The 14,278-nt window shown below is 59.7% G+C and carries 13 protein-coding genes and 4 tRNA genes; 1 reads left to right on the plus strand and 16 read right to left on the minus strand.

The window, feature by feature from the left end:
• The 4 genes from CPH89_RS00005 to CPH89_RS00020 form a co-directional block, all read right to left on the minus strand.
• Nucleotides 1–514, minus strand: a 514-nt coding sequence (locus tag CPH89_RS00005) for a 5-oxoproline transporter, DUF969 family subunit (protein ID WP_096237022.1), incomplete at its 3' end; no start/stop codon positions are given.
• A gap of 241 nt (nucleotides 515–755) precedes the next feature.
• On the minus strand, nucleotides 756–1,181 hold the full coding sequence (locus tag CPH89_RS00010; RefSeq protein ID WP_053257077.1) for a GNAT family N-acetyltransferase: 426 nt from the start codon (nucleotides 1,179–1,181) through the stop codon (nucleotides 756–758).
• A gap of 632 nt (nucleotides 1,182–1,813) precedes the next feature.
• A complete protein-coding gene (locus CPH89_RS00015; RefSeq protein ID WP_157750145.1) occupies nucleotides 1,814–2,455 on the minus strand; it encodes an acyltransferase in 642 nt (213 codons plus the stop codon).
• 487 nt (nucleotides 2,456–2,942) lie between these two features.
• Nucleotides 2,943–3,019: transfer RNA gene (locus tag CPH89_RS00020), tRNA-Val, on the minus strand.
• Nucleotides 3,020–3,203: 184 nt separating this feature from the next.
• On the opposite strand from CPH89_RS00020, the gene CPH89_RS00025 reads away from it, so the two are divergent.
• Nucleotides 3,204–4,487 carry an NAD(P)/FAD-dependent oxidoreductase gene (locus CPH89_RS00025; protein WP_053257078.1) on the plus strand — a complete coding sequence of 428 codons (1,284 nt, stop codon included), beginning with the start codon at nucleotides 3,204–3,206 and terminating at the stop codon, nucleotides 4,485–4,487.
• Between the two features lie 177 nt (nucleotides 4,488–4,664).
• Here CPH89_RS00025 and CPH89_RS00030 read toward each other — a convergent pair.
• The 12 genes from CPH89_RS00030 to truA form a co-directional block, all read right to left on the minus strand.
• Nucleotides 4,665–4,741 (minus strand) — tRNA-Asp (locus CPH89_RS00030).
• 105 nt (nucleotides 4,742–4,846) lie between these two features.
• A tRNA-Asp gene (locus tag CPH89_RS00035) sits at nucleotides 4,847–4,923 on the minus strand.
• Between the two features lie 55 nt (nucleotides 4,924–4,978).
• Nucleotides 4,979–5,054 (minus strand) — tRNA-Val (locus CPH89_RS00040).
• A 107-nt stretch (nucleotides 5,055–5,161) separates the two neighbouring features.
• Nucleotides 5,162–5,926 carry an SDR family oxidoreductase gene (locus CPH89_RS00045; protein ID WP_053257079.1) on the minus strand — a complete coding sequence of 255 codons (765 nt, stop codon included), beginning with the start codon at nucleotides 5,924–5,926 and terminating at the stop codon, nucleotides 5,162–5,164.
• An 11-nt stretch (nucleotides 5,927–5,937) separates the two neighbouring features.
• Nucleotides 5,938–7,149, minus strand: a complete 1,212-nt coding sequence (locus CPH89_RS00050; protein ID WP_053257080.1) for an O-succinylhomoserine sulfhydrylase — start codon at nucleotides 7,147–7,149, stop codon at nucleotides 5,938–5,940.
• 65 nt (nucleotides 7,150–7,214) lie between these two features.
• The gene (gene purF, locus CPH89_RS00055) at nucleotides 7,215–8,720 is read right to left on the minus strand and encodes an amidophosphoribosyltransferase (protein ID WP_053257081.1); all 1,506 of its coding nucleotides are present in this window, start codon (nucleotides 8,718–8,720) and stop codon (nucleotides 7,215–7,217) included.
• Between the two features lie 41 nt (nucleotides 8,721–8,761).
• Nucleotides 8,762–9,319 carry a CvpA family protein gene (locus CPH89_RS00060; RefSeq protein WP_003212681.1) on the minus strand — a complete coding sequence of 186 codons (558 nt, stop codon included), beginning with the start codon at nucleotides 9,317–9,319 and terminating at the stop codon, nucleotides 8,762–8,764.
• 248 nt (nucleotides 9,320–9,567) lie between these two features.
• On the minus strand, nucleotides 9,568–10,224 hold the full coding sequence (locus CPH89_RS00065) for an SPOR domain-containing protein (protein WP_053257082.1): 657 nt from the start codon (nucleotides 10,222–10,224) through the stop codon (nucleotides 9,568–9,570).
• Nucleotides 10,208–11,515, minus strand: coding sequence for a bifunctional tetrahydrofolate synthase/dihydrofolate synthase (folC, locus tag CPH89_RS00070; RefSeq protein ID WP_053257083.1), 1,308 nt, complete (start codon nucleotides 11,513–11,515; stop codon nucleotides 10,208–10,210). Before folC ends, CPH89_RS00065 begins: the two co-directional genes overlap by 17 nt.
• Nucleotides 11,512–12,432, minus strand: coding sequence for an acetyl-CoA carboxylase, carboxyltransferase subunit beta (accD, locus tag CPH89_RS00075; protein WP_053257084.1), 921 nt, complete (start codon nucleotides 12,430–12,432; stop codon nucleotides 11,512–11,514). Before accD ends, folC begins: the two co-directional genes overlap by 4 nt.
• 245 nt (nucleotides 12,433–12,677) lie before the next feature.
• The gene (locus CPH89_RS00080; protein WP_053257085.1) at nucleotides 12,678–13,310 is read right to left on the minus strand and encodes a phosphoribosylanthranilate isomerase; all 633 of its coding nucleotides are present in this window, start codon (nucleotides 13,308–13,310) and stop codon (nucleotides 12,678–12,680) included.
• A gap of 63 nt (nucleotides 13,311–13,373) precedes the next feature.
• Nucleotides 13,374–14,198, minus strand: a complete 825-nt coding sequence (gene truA / locus CPH89_RS00085; protein ID WP_053257086.1) for a tRNA pseudouridine(38-40) synthase TruA — start codon at nucleotides 14,196–14,198, stop codon at nucleotides 13,374–13,376.
• Nucleotides 14,199–14,278: the final 80 nt, after the last annotated feature.

The raw sequence follows: 14,278 nt of genomic DNA on the forward strand, positions 1-14,278 counted from the left end.
AGATGTCTTCACCGAAAAACAGCCCGACGTTATCGGTTGCCGCACACATGGCCAGCACCTTGTGGCGCAGCTTGTCCGGCAGCTTGCCATAACGTTTTTCGGCGGCGCCCTCGGCCATCGGCGCCAGCAGCGGCCGCACCATTTGCGGATGCCCACCCAAGCTGGTAAGCCCCATCGCTGCCGTTGACTCGCGCACAAACAGATAGATGATCAACAAGCGCCCGACGGTGGCGCGCTCAAAACGAGCGATCCAGTTTTGCGCGTGCAGGCGTAAACCATGGCGCTCCAATAGACCAATAACGGCCAGGGGCAATAACAAGATCAGTTGCAGGGCACGGGTTTGAAGGAATCCTTCGCCCATGCTGGCGAGAATTCTTTCCAACGGAAAGTGGGCGGCAAGCCCGGTCGCGATAGAGGCGGCGGTGACCACCAACAGCGGATTGAAACGCAAGACGAAGCCAACCACGATGACAAGTACGCCGATCAACGGCCATAGGTTCACAACAGTTTGCATGACGATGAGGTCCTTGAATGCGCGCTGCGGCGCCATTACAGCAGGATGTGAACAAAGGGTTCACAGCATGAAAGTAGCGTGCAGCCCGGCGCGGTTTTTATTGTTGACCTGGAAGGTCGAGCGTCAGTGGCGGCAACTGTGCTGCTTGGGGGCGGGGGGTGTCCAACAAGAAAAATTGTTGCTGCAAACCAATAAATTTTGTGGGTGATTGGCGCCAGATGATCCGGCGCCGTGCAAGGATTCAGCCCAGGTGTTTTTGAAAAAAGTGCCGTTGATGGCCCGGCGGATAATCAGCGATATGGCCAAACTCACTGAAGCCCAGCTTGCGATAAAAATCCGGCGCCTGGAAGCTGAAGGTGTCCAGCCAGATCCCGGCGCAGCCGCGTTCACGTGCCAACTCTTCAGCGGCGCCCATCAAACGCGTGCCGGTTCCCTGAGTACGCATCGAGTGCGGAACACTCAAGAGTTCAACGAACAACCATCCGTAGGAAATCTTCCCATATAGGCCGCCCACCACCTCCTGAGAAGTGGGATCACGTAGCAATATGCCGACGGTTTCAAATGCCATTTCGCCGGTATGGCTGAGGTTATAGGCCCTCAGCGGTTTGAGGATGGCCTCACGCTCCTGCGCTGTTACATCGAACGACACTTCCATTGCCAATTTCATCGTTTGCTCCCAGGGCTGAATCAATCATCCGCCAGTATGCCGGGTCACTGCGGCTTACGCAGCGCCTCATAACCGGGGCAGATGTCTGAGGCCCCAAACCAACACGCCCAGCCCTGCGCCCGCCCATTTGAAAGCGCGGTATTGATCCACCCAGATCAGCTCCACAGCGAAATCCTGTTACAGGCCTATACTCAATAATGCGGTGGAGCGTATTACGCACCGCACACGATACTGTTGCCACCAAAGAGGGTAGCCACTATGTACGCAGGACAAATGGGTATGCCAACAACGAATGGTGAAATACGCTGCCAGTTGGTGGTTCAAATCATCTGCCTGTTATCGGTTGCTACGCTGTTCTGCTGATCAATCAGTCACACCTGCCTTCAATATCTGTCGCTGACCCCCATGCGGCCCGCCCCTTAGCGCTCGACACTTAAATAACATGCCTGAAGGGCTTGAACTGCGGGCAATAACTATAGGCGCCAGCGTAATGCTGAAGACAGCGAACACCAGCGCAGGAATAACCCAGAGCATCGAATGGCCTTCAATGAAGGGGCCGTAAATAATACTCAGCCTGTTCATTATAAAAATATGCAAGCAGTACACACCCAGGGTACAGCCTGCCAGCACATTTAATGTTTTAGCGTACCTGGACAGCCGCGACCCCAGACTAATAAACAGCCGAAACCCGAAAACCGCGCCGACCACAACAAATGGCGAAAGATAAGAAAAAAACAGCTGATTGGGCGTGCCGTCTCGCAGTGATAACCAATAGGTCGCCAGCGCGGTGCACGCCGCGCGCGTGATAAACCTGCAGCATCCGCCACAAGCGATGGCTTCGCCTGCGTGTTGATCCGGTCAAACACGTAAGCCCCAAGAAACACAAACCCACTTAAACCGACAATCGATGAAAGCCCGTACACCGTGGCGAGGTCACCCCCAGCCGGATAAAAATAAGACACTAATGGAATAATGCAGGCTACAACGAACCAGAGAGCGAGATAGGTAATCTTTTCCGCCTCTGTGGAATGTCGATAAATCTTCGACATAAATGGAATAAACAGATAAATCCCTACCAAGGCATACAGGTACCACAGGTGACAATAGGCCGGCCCCTTGACCACGGAAAACAGTGAGGCACTTAACCCACTGTAATCGCCACTCAACCTGGCCTTCCACAGCACGTAGAACACCGACCAAAATATCAACGGAGGGAAGATGCGTAAAAATCGTTTGGTGTAAAACTGCCTTACGCCTTCTTCCCTGCCCAGCAACAGTGCACCTGACAACATCAAAAAAGTGGGACACACGCCCGAACCAGTGAGTCGTACGCATTAAAATAAACCCAGTCATGACTGAATTCGGCAACGCCCGTGGCGGACACATGAAGAACAACGACCATTAAGCACGCGACGATTCGCGTGAAATCCAATCCAACACTTAGGTCTTTTCTCATTGTTCCCTTCGAGCGCCTATCACGCGACATTTGATTTTATTTTATCTGGCAGCCTTATCCTTAAGGCTGACATCACCAAAACATTCGTTATAACAGTAGCGTGAAAAGCGCCCGTACGGGTATAGGCTATAGTGTGTCGACCCCTTTCAACTCCTGCGTTGATTGCCCTCACGCTAGCTTGAAGCAATGCTGTTCAACACTGCACGCCAGAGCCCAAACGGGAGGCCGACTCAAATCGCAGGCAACAAAAAAGGGCCCACCTTTCGGTGAGCCCTTCTAGACCGCCCAGCAGAGCGGATTTTGTTTGGTAGGCGCGATTGGACTCGAACCAACGACCCCCACCATGTCAAGGTGGTGCTCTAACCAACTGAGCTACGTGCCTGCTGTGAGGCGGCATTCTACGGAATTCCGGAGGGGTGTCAACATCTTTTTTGCAGCTAACCCTATGAATATGCGAATTATTTATTGGCGCTGGGCACACCCGAGGTTTTCGGGTGGCTGGCAGGCAATTTTCAACTCAGGTAGGATCGGCGCACTCGTAAAAAATATAAAACAGAGGTTCCAGGATGGCGAACACCCCCTACCCCCAGTCCTATTACGCCGCATCCGCGAATGCGGTTCCGCCTCGCCCGGTGCTCCAAGGTGAAGTCGAAACCGATGTGTGCGTGATCGGCGCCGGCTACACCGGCCTTTCAAGCGCGCTGTTTCTGCTGGAGAACGGTTTTCGCGTCACCGTACTGGAAGCCGCCAAAGTGGGGTTCGGCGCCTCGGGCCGCAATGGTGGGCAGATCGTCAACAGCTACAGCCGCGATATCGATGTGATCGAGCGTAGCGTCGGCCCCAAGCAGGCACAGTTGCTTGGGCAGATGGCATTTGAAGGCGGCAAGATTATTCGCGAGCGCGTGGCCAAATATCAGATCCAGTGCGACCTGAAGGACGGTGGCGTGTTCGCCGCGCTTAATAGCAAGCATATGGGCCACCTGGAGTCACAGAAGCGCCTGTGGGAGCGCTATGGCCATACGCAGCTGGAGTTACTGGACGAGCGCCGTATCCGCGAAGTGGTGGCCTGTGACAACTATGTCGGCGGCCTGCTGGACATGAGCGGCGGACACATTCATCCGCTTAACCTGGCGCTGGGTGAGGCGGCGGCTGTGGAATCCCTGGGCGGCACGATCTACGAGCAATCGGCAGCGGTGCGTATCGAGCGCGGCGCCAACCCGGTGGTGCATACCGCCGAGGGCAAGGTCAGGGCCAAGTTCATCATCGTCGCGGGCAACGCCTACCTCGGGAACCTGGTGCCGGAGCTGGCGGCCAAGTCGATGCCATGCGGCACTCAGGTCATCACCACCGCACCACTGGGCGACGAACTGGCCAAGACGTTACTGCCGCAGGATTACTGCGTCGAGGACTGCAACTACCTGCTGGACTATTATCGCCTCACCAGCGACAAGCGCCTGATCTTCGGCGGCGGCGTGGTGTATGGCGCACGCGACCCGGCCAACATCGAAGCAATCATCCGCCCGAAGATGCTCAAAGCGTTCCCGCAGCTCAAAGATGTGAAAATCGACTACGCCTGGACCGGCAATTTCCTGCTGACCCTGTCGCGCCTGCCGCAGGTCGGTCGTCTGGGGGACAACATCTATTACTCCCAGGGCTGCAGCGGCCATGGCGTGACGTACACGCACTTGGCTGGCAAGGTACTGGCGGAGGCGTTGAGAGGCCAGGCTGAGCGTTTTGATGCGTTTGCCGATCTGCCGCACTACCCGTTCCCGGGTGGGCAACTGTTGCGCACACCGTTTGCTGCGCTGGGCGCGTGGTACTACGGGCTGCGAGATAAGCTGGGGTTCTGAGCCTACCTGATTGTGGGAGCGGGCTTGCTCGCTCCCACATTTCTGACCGGGAACAGCCGGAGCCAAATTGCAGACACAAAAAACCCCGGTCTTTCGACCAGGGTCTTTGCTATCGGATCAAAGAAGCTTAACGCTTGCTTTGTGCTTCAAGGCGTTCAGTGGGCCTTGAGGCAGATATGGCGCAGCGGACGGGACTCGAACCCGCGACCCCCGGCGTGACAGGCCGGTATTCTAACCGACTGAACTACCGCTGCGTATCGCTTGACCGGCTGCGCGTAAACGCTCAACCGTCTTTAAACATCTGATCAATCAGCCTTGGCTGTTCGATCTCAAGCCCGACAAGTCGAACCCGGAAAATATGGCGCAGCGGACGGGACTCGAACCCGCGACCCCCGGCGTGACAGGCCGGTATTCTAACCGACTGAACTACCGCTGCGCGTCGGTGCAACCTTTAACGTTGCGTCTTGCCCTGAAGCAAAACTCTCAAGAAGTGGTGGGTGATGACGGGATCGAACCGCCGACCCTCTGCTTGTAAGGCAGATGCTCTCCCAGCTGAGCTAATCACCCTTTGCTTCGTTGAGGCCGCGAAATTTACGCAGGTAGCGGACCTAAGTCAATAGCCCGCTTGAAGTTTTTCTGAAAAAGACAAAATTGCTTCAAGACGGCGACCGGCCCTACTCGCTGTAAATCATCTTCTTGCTCATGCCACCGTCCACCACAAACTCCTGCCCGGTGACAAACCCCGCCTGACGCGACAGCAACCACGCCACCATCGCCGCCACGTCCTCAACCGTACCCACCCTGCCCGCCGGATGCTGGGCGTGATCGGCATCGGTCAAAGGCTCGGCACGCCGAGCAGCAGGATCACGCGCATCGATCCAGCCAGGGCTGACGGCGTTGACCCGCACCTCTGGCCCCAGACTCATGGCCAAGGCGTGCGTCAGGGCCAGCAGGCCGCCCTTACTCGCCGCGTACGCTTCGGTGTCGGGCTCTGACTGGCGGGCCCGGGTCGACGCCAGGTTGACGATGGCACCGCCGTGGGCACGCAGATACGGCGCACAGTGCTTGGCCAACAACATCGGCCCACTGAGGTTCACCGCCAGCACCCGGTTCCAGTAAGTCAGGTCAAGGCTCTCCAGGGTGATATTGCGCGGGTCGGCCACCGCCGCATTGCACACCAACGCATCCAGGCGCCCAAACTGCCCCAGCACTTCGGCAACACCCTGGGCGACCTGTTTCTCGTCGGCCACGTCCATGGTAATAAACCAGGCATTGTCACCCAACACCTTGGACACCTTGGAACCGCGCTCGCGGTCCAGGTCGGTCAACACCACCTGCCAGCCTTCGCTGATCAGCCACGCCGCGATCCCAAGGCCAATGCCTCGGGCCGCGCCCGTCACCAGTGCGACGCGACCGTTACCGACCGCCGCAGCCTCCATGGACCACTCGATCACAAGGCCGCCAGCCCGCGAGCCAGGTCAGCTTGCAAATCGGCGACGTCTTCGAGGCCGACCGCGATACGGATCAAGCTATCGCGAATGCCGGCAGCTTCACGTTCCTGTGGCGCGAGGCGCCCGTGGGAGGTGGTGCTCGGGTGGGTGATGGTGGTCTTGCTGTCACCCAGGTTGGCCGTGATGGAGATCAGGCGCGTCGCGTCGATAAAGCGCCAGGCGCCGTCTTTGCCGCCCTTTACTTCAAAGCTCACCACGGCACCGAAACCACGCTGCTGACGCTGGGCCAACGCGTGTTGCGGGTGGCTCTCGAGGCCGGCGTAATGAACTTTCTCAATCCCGTCCTGCTGCTCCAGCCACTCGGCCAGGGCCTGGGCATTGGCACAGTGGGCCTTCATACGCAGGCTGAGGGTCTCCAGGCCCTTGAGGAAGATCCACGCGTTAAACGGGCTCAGGGTCGGACCGGCGGTGCGCAAGAAGCCCACCACTTCCTTCATCTGCTCGCTGCGCCCGGCAACCACGCCACCCATGCAACGGCCCTGGCCGTCGATGAACTTGGTGGCCGAGTGCACAACAATGTCCGCGCCCAGCTTCAACGGCTGTTGCAGCGCCGGGGTGCAGAAGCAGTTGTCGACCACCAGCATCGCGCCCTTGGCGTGGGCCACTTCGGCCAATGCAGCGATATCCACCAACTCAGCCAGCGGGTTGGAAGGCGACTCGACGAACAGCAACTTGGTGTTGGCCTTGATCGCAGCATCCCAGCCGGACAGATCCGCCAGGGGCACATAGTCCACTTCGATGCCGAAGCGCTTGAAGTACTTCTCGAACAGGCTGATGGTGGAGCCGAACACACTGCGCGACACCAGCACATGATCGCCAGCGCTGCACAAGCTCATCACCACCGCCAGGATGGCCGCCATGCCGGTCGCGGTCGCCACCGCCTGCTCGGCACCTTCCAGCGCCGCGATACGCTCTTCGAACGCACGCACGGTCGGGTTGGTGTAGCGCGAGTAAACGTTGCCCGGCACTTCACCGGCGAAACGCGCGGCAGCGTCGGCGGCTGTACGGAACACATAGCTGGAGGTGAAGAACATCGGGTCACCGTGCTCACCTTCGGGGGTGCGGTGCTGCCCGGCGCGCACAGCCAGGGTATCGAACGCTACGCCATCGAGGTCGCTGTCCAACCGACCGGCATCCCATTCCTGACTCATGCTGCGACTCCTTACTCAATGCTTTATTTAAGATACAAAACCGGCCCCTCAGGGCCGGTGTTTACTCAGTTGTTGTACAGATCGATGATCGCGCTGACCGCCTGGGTCTTGATCTTCGACGAGTCGTTACGCGCCTGCTCGATTTTGTTCAGGTAAGCCTCGTCGACATCACCGGTCACGTACTTGCCGTCGAACACGGCGCAGTCGAACTCGGCGATTTTGATCTTGCCACCACCGACCGCCTCGATCAGGTCCGGCAGGTCCTGATAGATCAACCAGTCAGCGCCGATCAGGTCGGCCACATCCTGGGTCGAACGGTTGTGGGCGATCAGCTCGTGGGCGCTCGGCATGTCGATACCGTAGACGTTCGGGTAACGCACAGCAGGTGCGGCGGAACAGAAGTACACGTTCTTCGCACCGGCTTCGCGGGCCATCTGGATAATCTGCTTGCACGTGGTGCCGCGGACGATGGAGTCGTCCACCAGCATGACGTTCTTGCCACGAAATTCCAGCTCAATGGCGTTGAGCTTCTGGCGGACCGACTTCTTGCGCGCTGCCTGGCCCGGCATGATGAAGGTACGGCCGATGTAGCGGTTCTTGACGAAACCCTCGCGGAACTTGACGCCCAGATGGTTGGCCAGTTCCAGTGCAGCGGTACGGCTGGTGTCCGGAATCGGGATCACCACATCGATATCGTGCTCTGGACGCTCGCGCAGGATCTTCTCGGCCAGCTTCTCACCCATGCGCAGACGCGCCTTGTACACCGAAACGCCGTCGATGATCGAATCCGGACGCGCCAGGTAGACGTGTTCGAAGATGCACGGGGTGAGTTTCGGGGCCACTGCGCACTGGCGGGTGTGCAGCTTGCCATCTTCGGTGATGTACACCGCTTCGCCCGGCGCCAGGTCACGGATCAGGGTGAAACCCAGCACGTCCAGGGACACGCTTTCGGAAGCGATCATGTACTCGACGCCTTCGTCGGTGTGACGCTGGCCGAACACGATCGGGCGGATGCCGTGCGGGTCGCGGAAACCGACAATGCCATAACCGGTGATCATGGCCACTACCGCGTAGCCACCGACGCAACGGTTGTGCACGTCAGTGACGGCCGCGAACACATCTTCTTCGGTCGGCTGCAGCTTGCCACGCTGGGCCAGCTCGTGAGCGAACACGTTAAGCAGCACTTCCGAGTCGGAGTTGGTGTTGACGTGGCGCAGGTCAGATTCGTAAATCTCCTTGGCCAGCTGTTCAACGTTGGTCAGGTTACCGTTGTGCGCCAGGGTGATGCCGTAAGGCGAGTTGACGTAAAACGGTTGAGCTTCGGCCGAGGTCGAGCTACCGGCAGTCGGGTAACGCACATGGCCAATGCCCATGTGCCCGACGAGGCGCTGCATGTGACGCTGATGGAACACGTCACGCACCAGACCATTGTCCTTGCGCAGGAATAACCGGCCGTCGTGGCTGGTCACAATACCGGCAGCGTCCTGGCCGCGGTGCTGGAGGACGGTTAGCGCGTCATACAGCGCCTGATTGACGTTCGACTTACCGACGATACCGACGATGCCACACATGCGACGCAACCCCTACTTAATGAATCTTGACTGAACACAGCTTACTGAGGCGTTTTGGCCGGTAAAAGGTGTTCCTTGAACGGAAGATCAGCGGGTACGCTGATTCCGCTGGCCAGCCACTGACTGCTCCACCCCAGAATGAGGTTCTTGGACCAGTCTGCAACCAATAGAAATTTTGGCACGAGTACCGACTCCTGCCACCACGAATCCTGCTGTACCGGCCCCAGGCTCAATAGCCCGACCGCCACCACCACCAGCAGCCCGCCACGCGCGGCGCCGAAGGCCATGCCGAGGAATCGATCGGTCCCGGAGAGGCCGGTGACACGTATCAACTCGCCAATAAGATAATTGACCATTGCCCCCACCAGCAGCGTGGCGATGAACATGATGGCGCAGCCCGCGATAACGCGAGCCGAAGGTGTTTCGATATACCCGGCCAGGTAAACCGACAGTGAACCACCGAACATCCAGGCTACGACTCCTGCGATGATCCAGGTCAGCAACGACAGTGCTTCTTTTACGAAGCCGCGGCTTAGACTGATCAAAGCGGAGATGGCGACGATTGCAACGATCGCCCAATCAACCCAGGTAAATGGCACAGTGCAGCCTACGGACGGATAAGGCGGCGCATTTTAGCAGAGCGCTCGGCTATCGGTAAGCTGTGATTGCGGGTGCTTTGCAAATCAATGGGTTGCCCATAGATAACGCCCTGCCAAGACCAGCACAAAACCAATGTGGGAGCGGGCTTGCTCGCGAATACAGAGTGCCAGATACACATTCAGTGACTGACACTGCGTATTCGCGAGCAAGCCCGCTCCCACATTTGAACCGTATTACCCGCTTAAAATCAGCCGCGCTCAGGCTGGAAACGCACCACAAATCCATTCAGATTCTGCTGACGGCCCAACAAGTCCCGCAGGCGATCCGCCTCGGCACGCTCGATCAGCGGCCCGATAAACACCCGGTTCTTGCCGTCGGCGCTACGGATATAGGCGTTGTAGCCCTGGGTACGCAGCTTTTTCTGCAAGGCTTCGGCGCTTTCGCGGTTAGCCAGGCTGGCGAGCTGGATCGACCAACTGATCGGCAAGCCGTTGGGATCGATACGGCTCTGGCCCACATCAGGCTTACCCGGTGCGGCCGGCTGCGGCGCCACTGGCTTGGGCGCAGGCGCGGGCGCAACAGGCTTGGCGGCAACGACCGGGGCCGGAGCAGGCTTGACCACCGGCACACTCGGCTGTATCGGCTGAGTTGGCGCCTGCTGTGCAGCGACTTCCTCGTCAGTCGGCACCGGCTCTTGCGGCAACGCCTGCGGCTCGGGCACCACCACCGGCTCAACCTGAACCTGAGGGATCGTCGGCGCCTGGGGCGCGGCCGGTGCCTCGACGACGACCTGGCGCTGTTCGTCCTGGCGGGAAAACAGCATCGGCAGAAAAATCACCGCCAACGCCACCAATACGAGGGCCCCAACCATTCGCTGCTTGTATGCGCTATCCAGTAATGCCATGTGCAGCTTCCTCCGTGGAGCGCCGGGCCAACCACTCTAGCGCCTCGGCAACACAATAAAATGATCCGAACAACAGAATCTCGTCCTCGGCCGTGGCCACCGCACATTGCGCTTCAAGCGCGGCGGTGACGCTTGTATACGACGCCACCGATGCACCAAGGTTCTGCAAGGCGACTTCCAGCTCGGCGGCCGGACGACTGCGCGGCGTATCCAGCGGCGCAACTGCCCACGCCTGAACATTGCTCAGCAACGGCGCAACCACGCCGTCCAGGTCCTTATCGGCCAACAGCCCGAACACCGCCAGGCGGCGGCCAGCCGGTGGCGTACGCGCGAGGCGCTGCGCCAGGTACTCGGCGGCATGCGGGTTATGCCCCACATCCAGCAGCAGGTTCAGACGCTTGCCCGCCCATTCAAACGCGCGGCGATCCAGCCGCCCAACCACCCGGGTCGCCAGCAATGTCGCAGCAATCTGCTCGGCATTCCACGGCAAATCCATCAACAGGTAGGCTTGCAGCGCGAGCGCAGCGTTTTCCATCGGCAGGTTCAGCAACGGCAAGTCACGCAACGCTACAACCTGCCCACGCGCATCACACCCGCGCCATTGCCAATGCTGGTTGCCAATCTCGAGTGTGAATTCGCGCCCGCGCAGGTAAAACGGGCAATCCAGCTCGCGCACCTTGTCGAGCAAGGGCTGCGGCGGGTTCAGGTCGCCACACAGCGCAGGCTTGCCCTGACGGAAGATGCCAGCCTTTTCATAGGCCACCGACTCACGGGTATTGCCGAGATAATCGGCATGGTCAACACCAATGCTGGTGACCAGCGCGAGGTCGGCATCCACCACGTTGACCGTGTCCAGACGCCCACCCAGGCCAACTTCCAGGACAACCACATCCAATTGCGCACGCTCGAACAGCCAAAACGCCGCCAAGGTGCCCATCTCGAAGTACGTCAGGGATATCTCGCCACGCCCGACATCCAGTGCGGCGAAGGCTTCGCAGAGCTGCTCGTCAGTGGCTTCGACGCCATTGAGCTGCACCCGCTCGTTATAACGCAGCAGGTGCGGAGAGTTGTACACGCCGACCTTCAGCCCTTGGGCTTGCAGCAGCGCCGCGACAAAGGCGCAGGTAGAGCCTTTGCCGTTGGTGCCGGTCACCGTGACCACGCGCGGTGCCGGCCGGCCCAACCCAAGGCGGGCCGCTACCTGTTGCGAGCGCTCCAGGCCCATGTCGATGGCGGACGGATGCAACTGCTCAAGGTAGGCGAGCCATTCGCCCAGGGTACGTTGGGTCATAGGTTTGCAGGCACCGGCGGCACGACGATTGGCTCGACTTTAGGCGCGATGTACACCGGCGTCGGCAGGCCCATCATTTGCGCCAGCAGGTTACCCAGGCGTGGACGCAGCTCGCCACGGGCGATGATCATGTCGATAGCGCCGTGCTCAAGCAGGAACTCGCTGCGCTGGAAACCTTCCGGCAGTTTTTCGCGAACGGTTTGTTCAATCACGCGCGGGCCGGCAAAGCCGATCAGGGCCTTGGGCTCACCGACGATCACATCACCCAGCATCGCCAGGCTGGCGGAAACGCCGCCGTAGACCGGGTCGGTCAGCACGGAGATGAACGGGATGCCTTCTTCGCGCAGACGCGCCAGTACCGCGGAGGTCTTGGCCATTTGCATCAGGGAGATCAGCGCTTCCTGCATACGCGCGCCACCTGAGGCGGAGAAGCAGATCATCGGGCAACGGTTTTCCAGGGCGTAGTTGGCGGCACGTACGAAACGCTCACCCACGATGGCACCCATCGACCCCCCCATGAAGGAGAACTCAAACGCGGACACGACAACCGGCATGCCCAGCAGTTTGCCGCTGACAGAGATCAGCGCGTCCTTCTCACCGGTCTGCTTCTGCGCAGCGGTCAGGCGGTCCTTGTACTTCTTGCCGTCGCGGAACTTGAGGCGGTCAACCGGCTCCAGGTCGGCACCCAGCTCGTTACGGCCATCGGCGTCGAGGAAAATGTCGATGCGGGCGCGGGCGCCGATACGCATGTGGTGGTTGCACTTGGGGCAAACATCCAGGGTCTTTTCCAGCTCCGGGCGGTACAGCACCGCGTCGCAGGATGGGCACTTGTGCCACAGACCTTCAGGAACCGAGCTTTTCTTCACCTCGGAACGCATGATCGAAGGGATCAGTTTGTCTACTAACCAGTTGCTCATGCTTTCTTTCTCCAGTACCGGTGGCTTGAACACAGCCCCGCGTATGCCCTTGAGCTAAATTCATATGTGGCGATGACACATGCTGGACGGGGTCAGACGTTCGACCGGCCATTTCCCGCATGCCTCCTCAGCCTTCCAGACAACCTGCCAGCGCAGGGTTGCCACTTCATTTCCGGGCCTCCCGCAGGCGGCGCCGGTGCTGTTTTACACAGTGGTAGTTATGGACGGCGGCAGACTGCCAGCCGTCACATCACGCCACTGCTGTTGCGCACGGCCTGCATGAATGCGCGAATCTTGTGGTGGTCCTTGATGCCCTTGCCCTGCTCCACCCCACCGCTCACGTCCACCGCGTACGGCCGGACCTGCTCGATGGCCGCCCCGACATTGGCCGGGGTGAGCCCGCCTGCGAGGATGATCGGCGTCTTCAAGCCTTCGGGAATCAGCGTCCAGTCGAAGGCCTCACCCGTTCCGCCGGGCACACCTTCGACATAGGTGTCCAACAGAATCCCGCGAGCGCCAGTATAGGCCGCACAGGCGGCAGCGATGTCATCCCCCGCCTTGACGCGCAGCGCCTTGATATACGGGCGCTGGTAGCTTTCACACTCGGCGGGGCTTTCATCGCCATGGAACTGCAGCATGTCCAGCTGCACGGCATCCAGGGTTTCGTTGAGTTCGCAGCGACTGGCGTTGACGAACAGCCCCACGGTGGTCACGAACGGTGGCAGCGCGGCGATGATTGCCCGCGCCTGCAACACATTCACCGCCCGCGGGCTTTTGGCGTAAAACACCAAACCAATGGCATCCGCCCCCGCCTCGACTGCCGCCAGCGCGTCTTCTATGCGGGTAATCCCGCAAATCTTGCTGCGAACGGCTGACATGTCGTAGAAACCTCAGGGTTGAACCGAGAAAGTCCCGGATGGTAACAAAAGCTTTTCCGGGCGTCAGCCGCCAAGTTCGCTGAAACCTGTGAGGAAGTGTGGCCCGATGAAGCGATCCGGCAACTCGAACTCATCGCGGTACTCCACATCCACCAGGTACAAGCCGAACGGATGCGCCGTCACCCCGCCCGTGCGGCGGATGCGGCTTTCCAGCACTTCTCTGGCCCACTCCACCGGACGCTCGCCGGTGCCGATGGTCATCAGCACGCCTGCAATGTTACGCACCATATGATGAAGGAAGGCGCCGGCACGGATGTCCAGCACGATCATTTTGCCGTGGCGGGTCACCCGCAGGTGATGGACTTCCTTGATCGGCGACTTGGCCTGGCACTGGCCGGCACGGAAGGCGCTGAAGTCATGCACACCCACCAAATGCTGTGCCGCCTCGGCCATGCGCTCGGCATCCAGGGGACGGTGGTTCCAGGTAATTTCCTGATTAAGGTGCGCCGGGCGGATCTGATCGTTATAGATCACATAGCGGTAGCGCCGGGCAATCGCCTTGAATCGCGCATGAAAATGCGCAGGCATGACCTTGGCCCAGGTGACGCTGACGTCGTGGGGCAAATTGATATTGGCGCCCATTACCCACGCTTTCATCGTGCGTTCGGCCTGGGTATCGAAGTGCACCACCTGACCACAAGCGTGCACGCCCGCGTCAGTACGCCCGGCGCACATCAGCGACACCGGCGAGTCGGCGACTTTCGATAAAGCGTTTTCCAGGGTTTCCTGCACCGTCAACACACCGGAGGCCTGGCGCTGCCAGCCGCGATAGCGCGAACCTTTGTATTCCACGCCGAGGGCGATGCGGTAAAAGCCTGCGGCCGCCATTTCGGCGGCCGCGTTATCTATATTTGCCAAGAACTGAGAGCCCGATGAGTTGCGCAAAGGCGCCCATTATAAGGCGCTGA

Origin of the sequence: Pseudomonas fluorescens, assembly GCF_900215245.1 — a bacterium.
Classification (GTDB): Bacteria; Pseudomonadota; Gammaproteobacteria; order Pseudomonadales; family Pseudomonadaceae; genus Aquipseudomonas; species Aquipseudomonas fluorescens.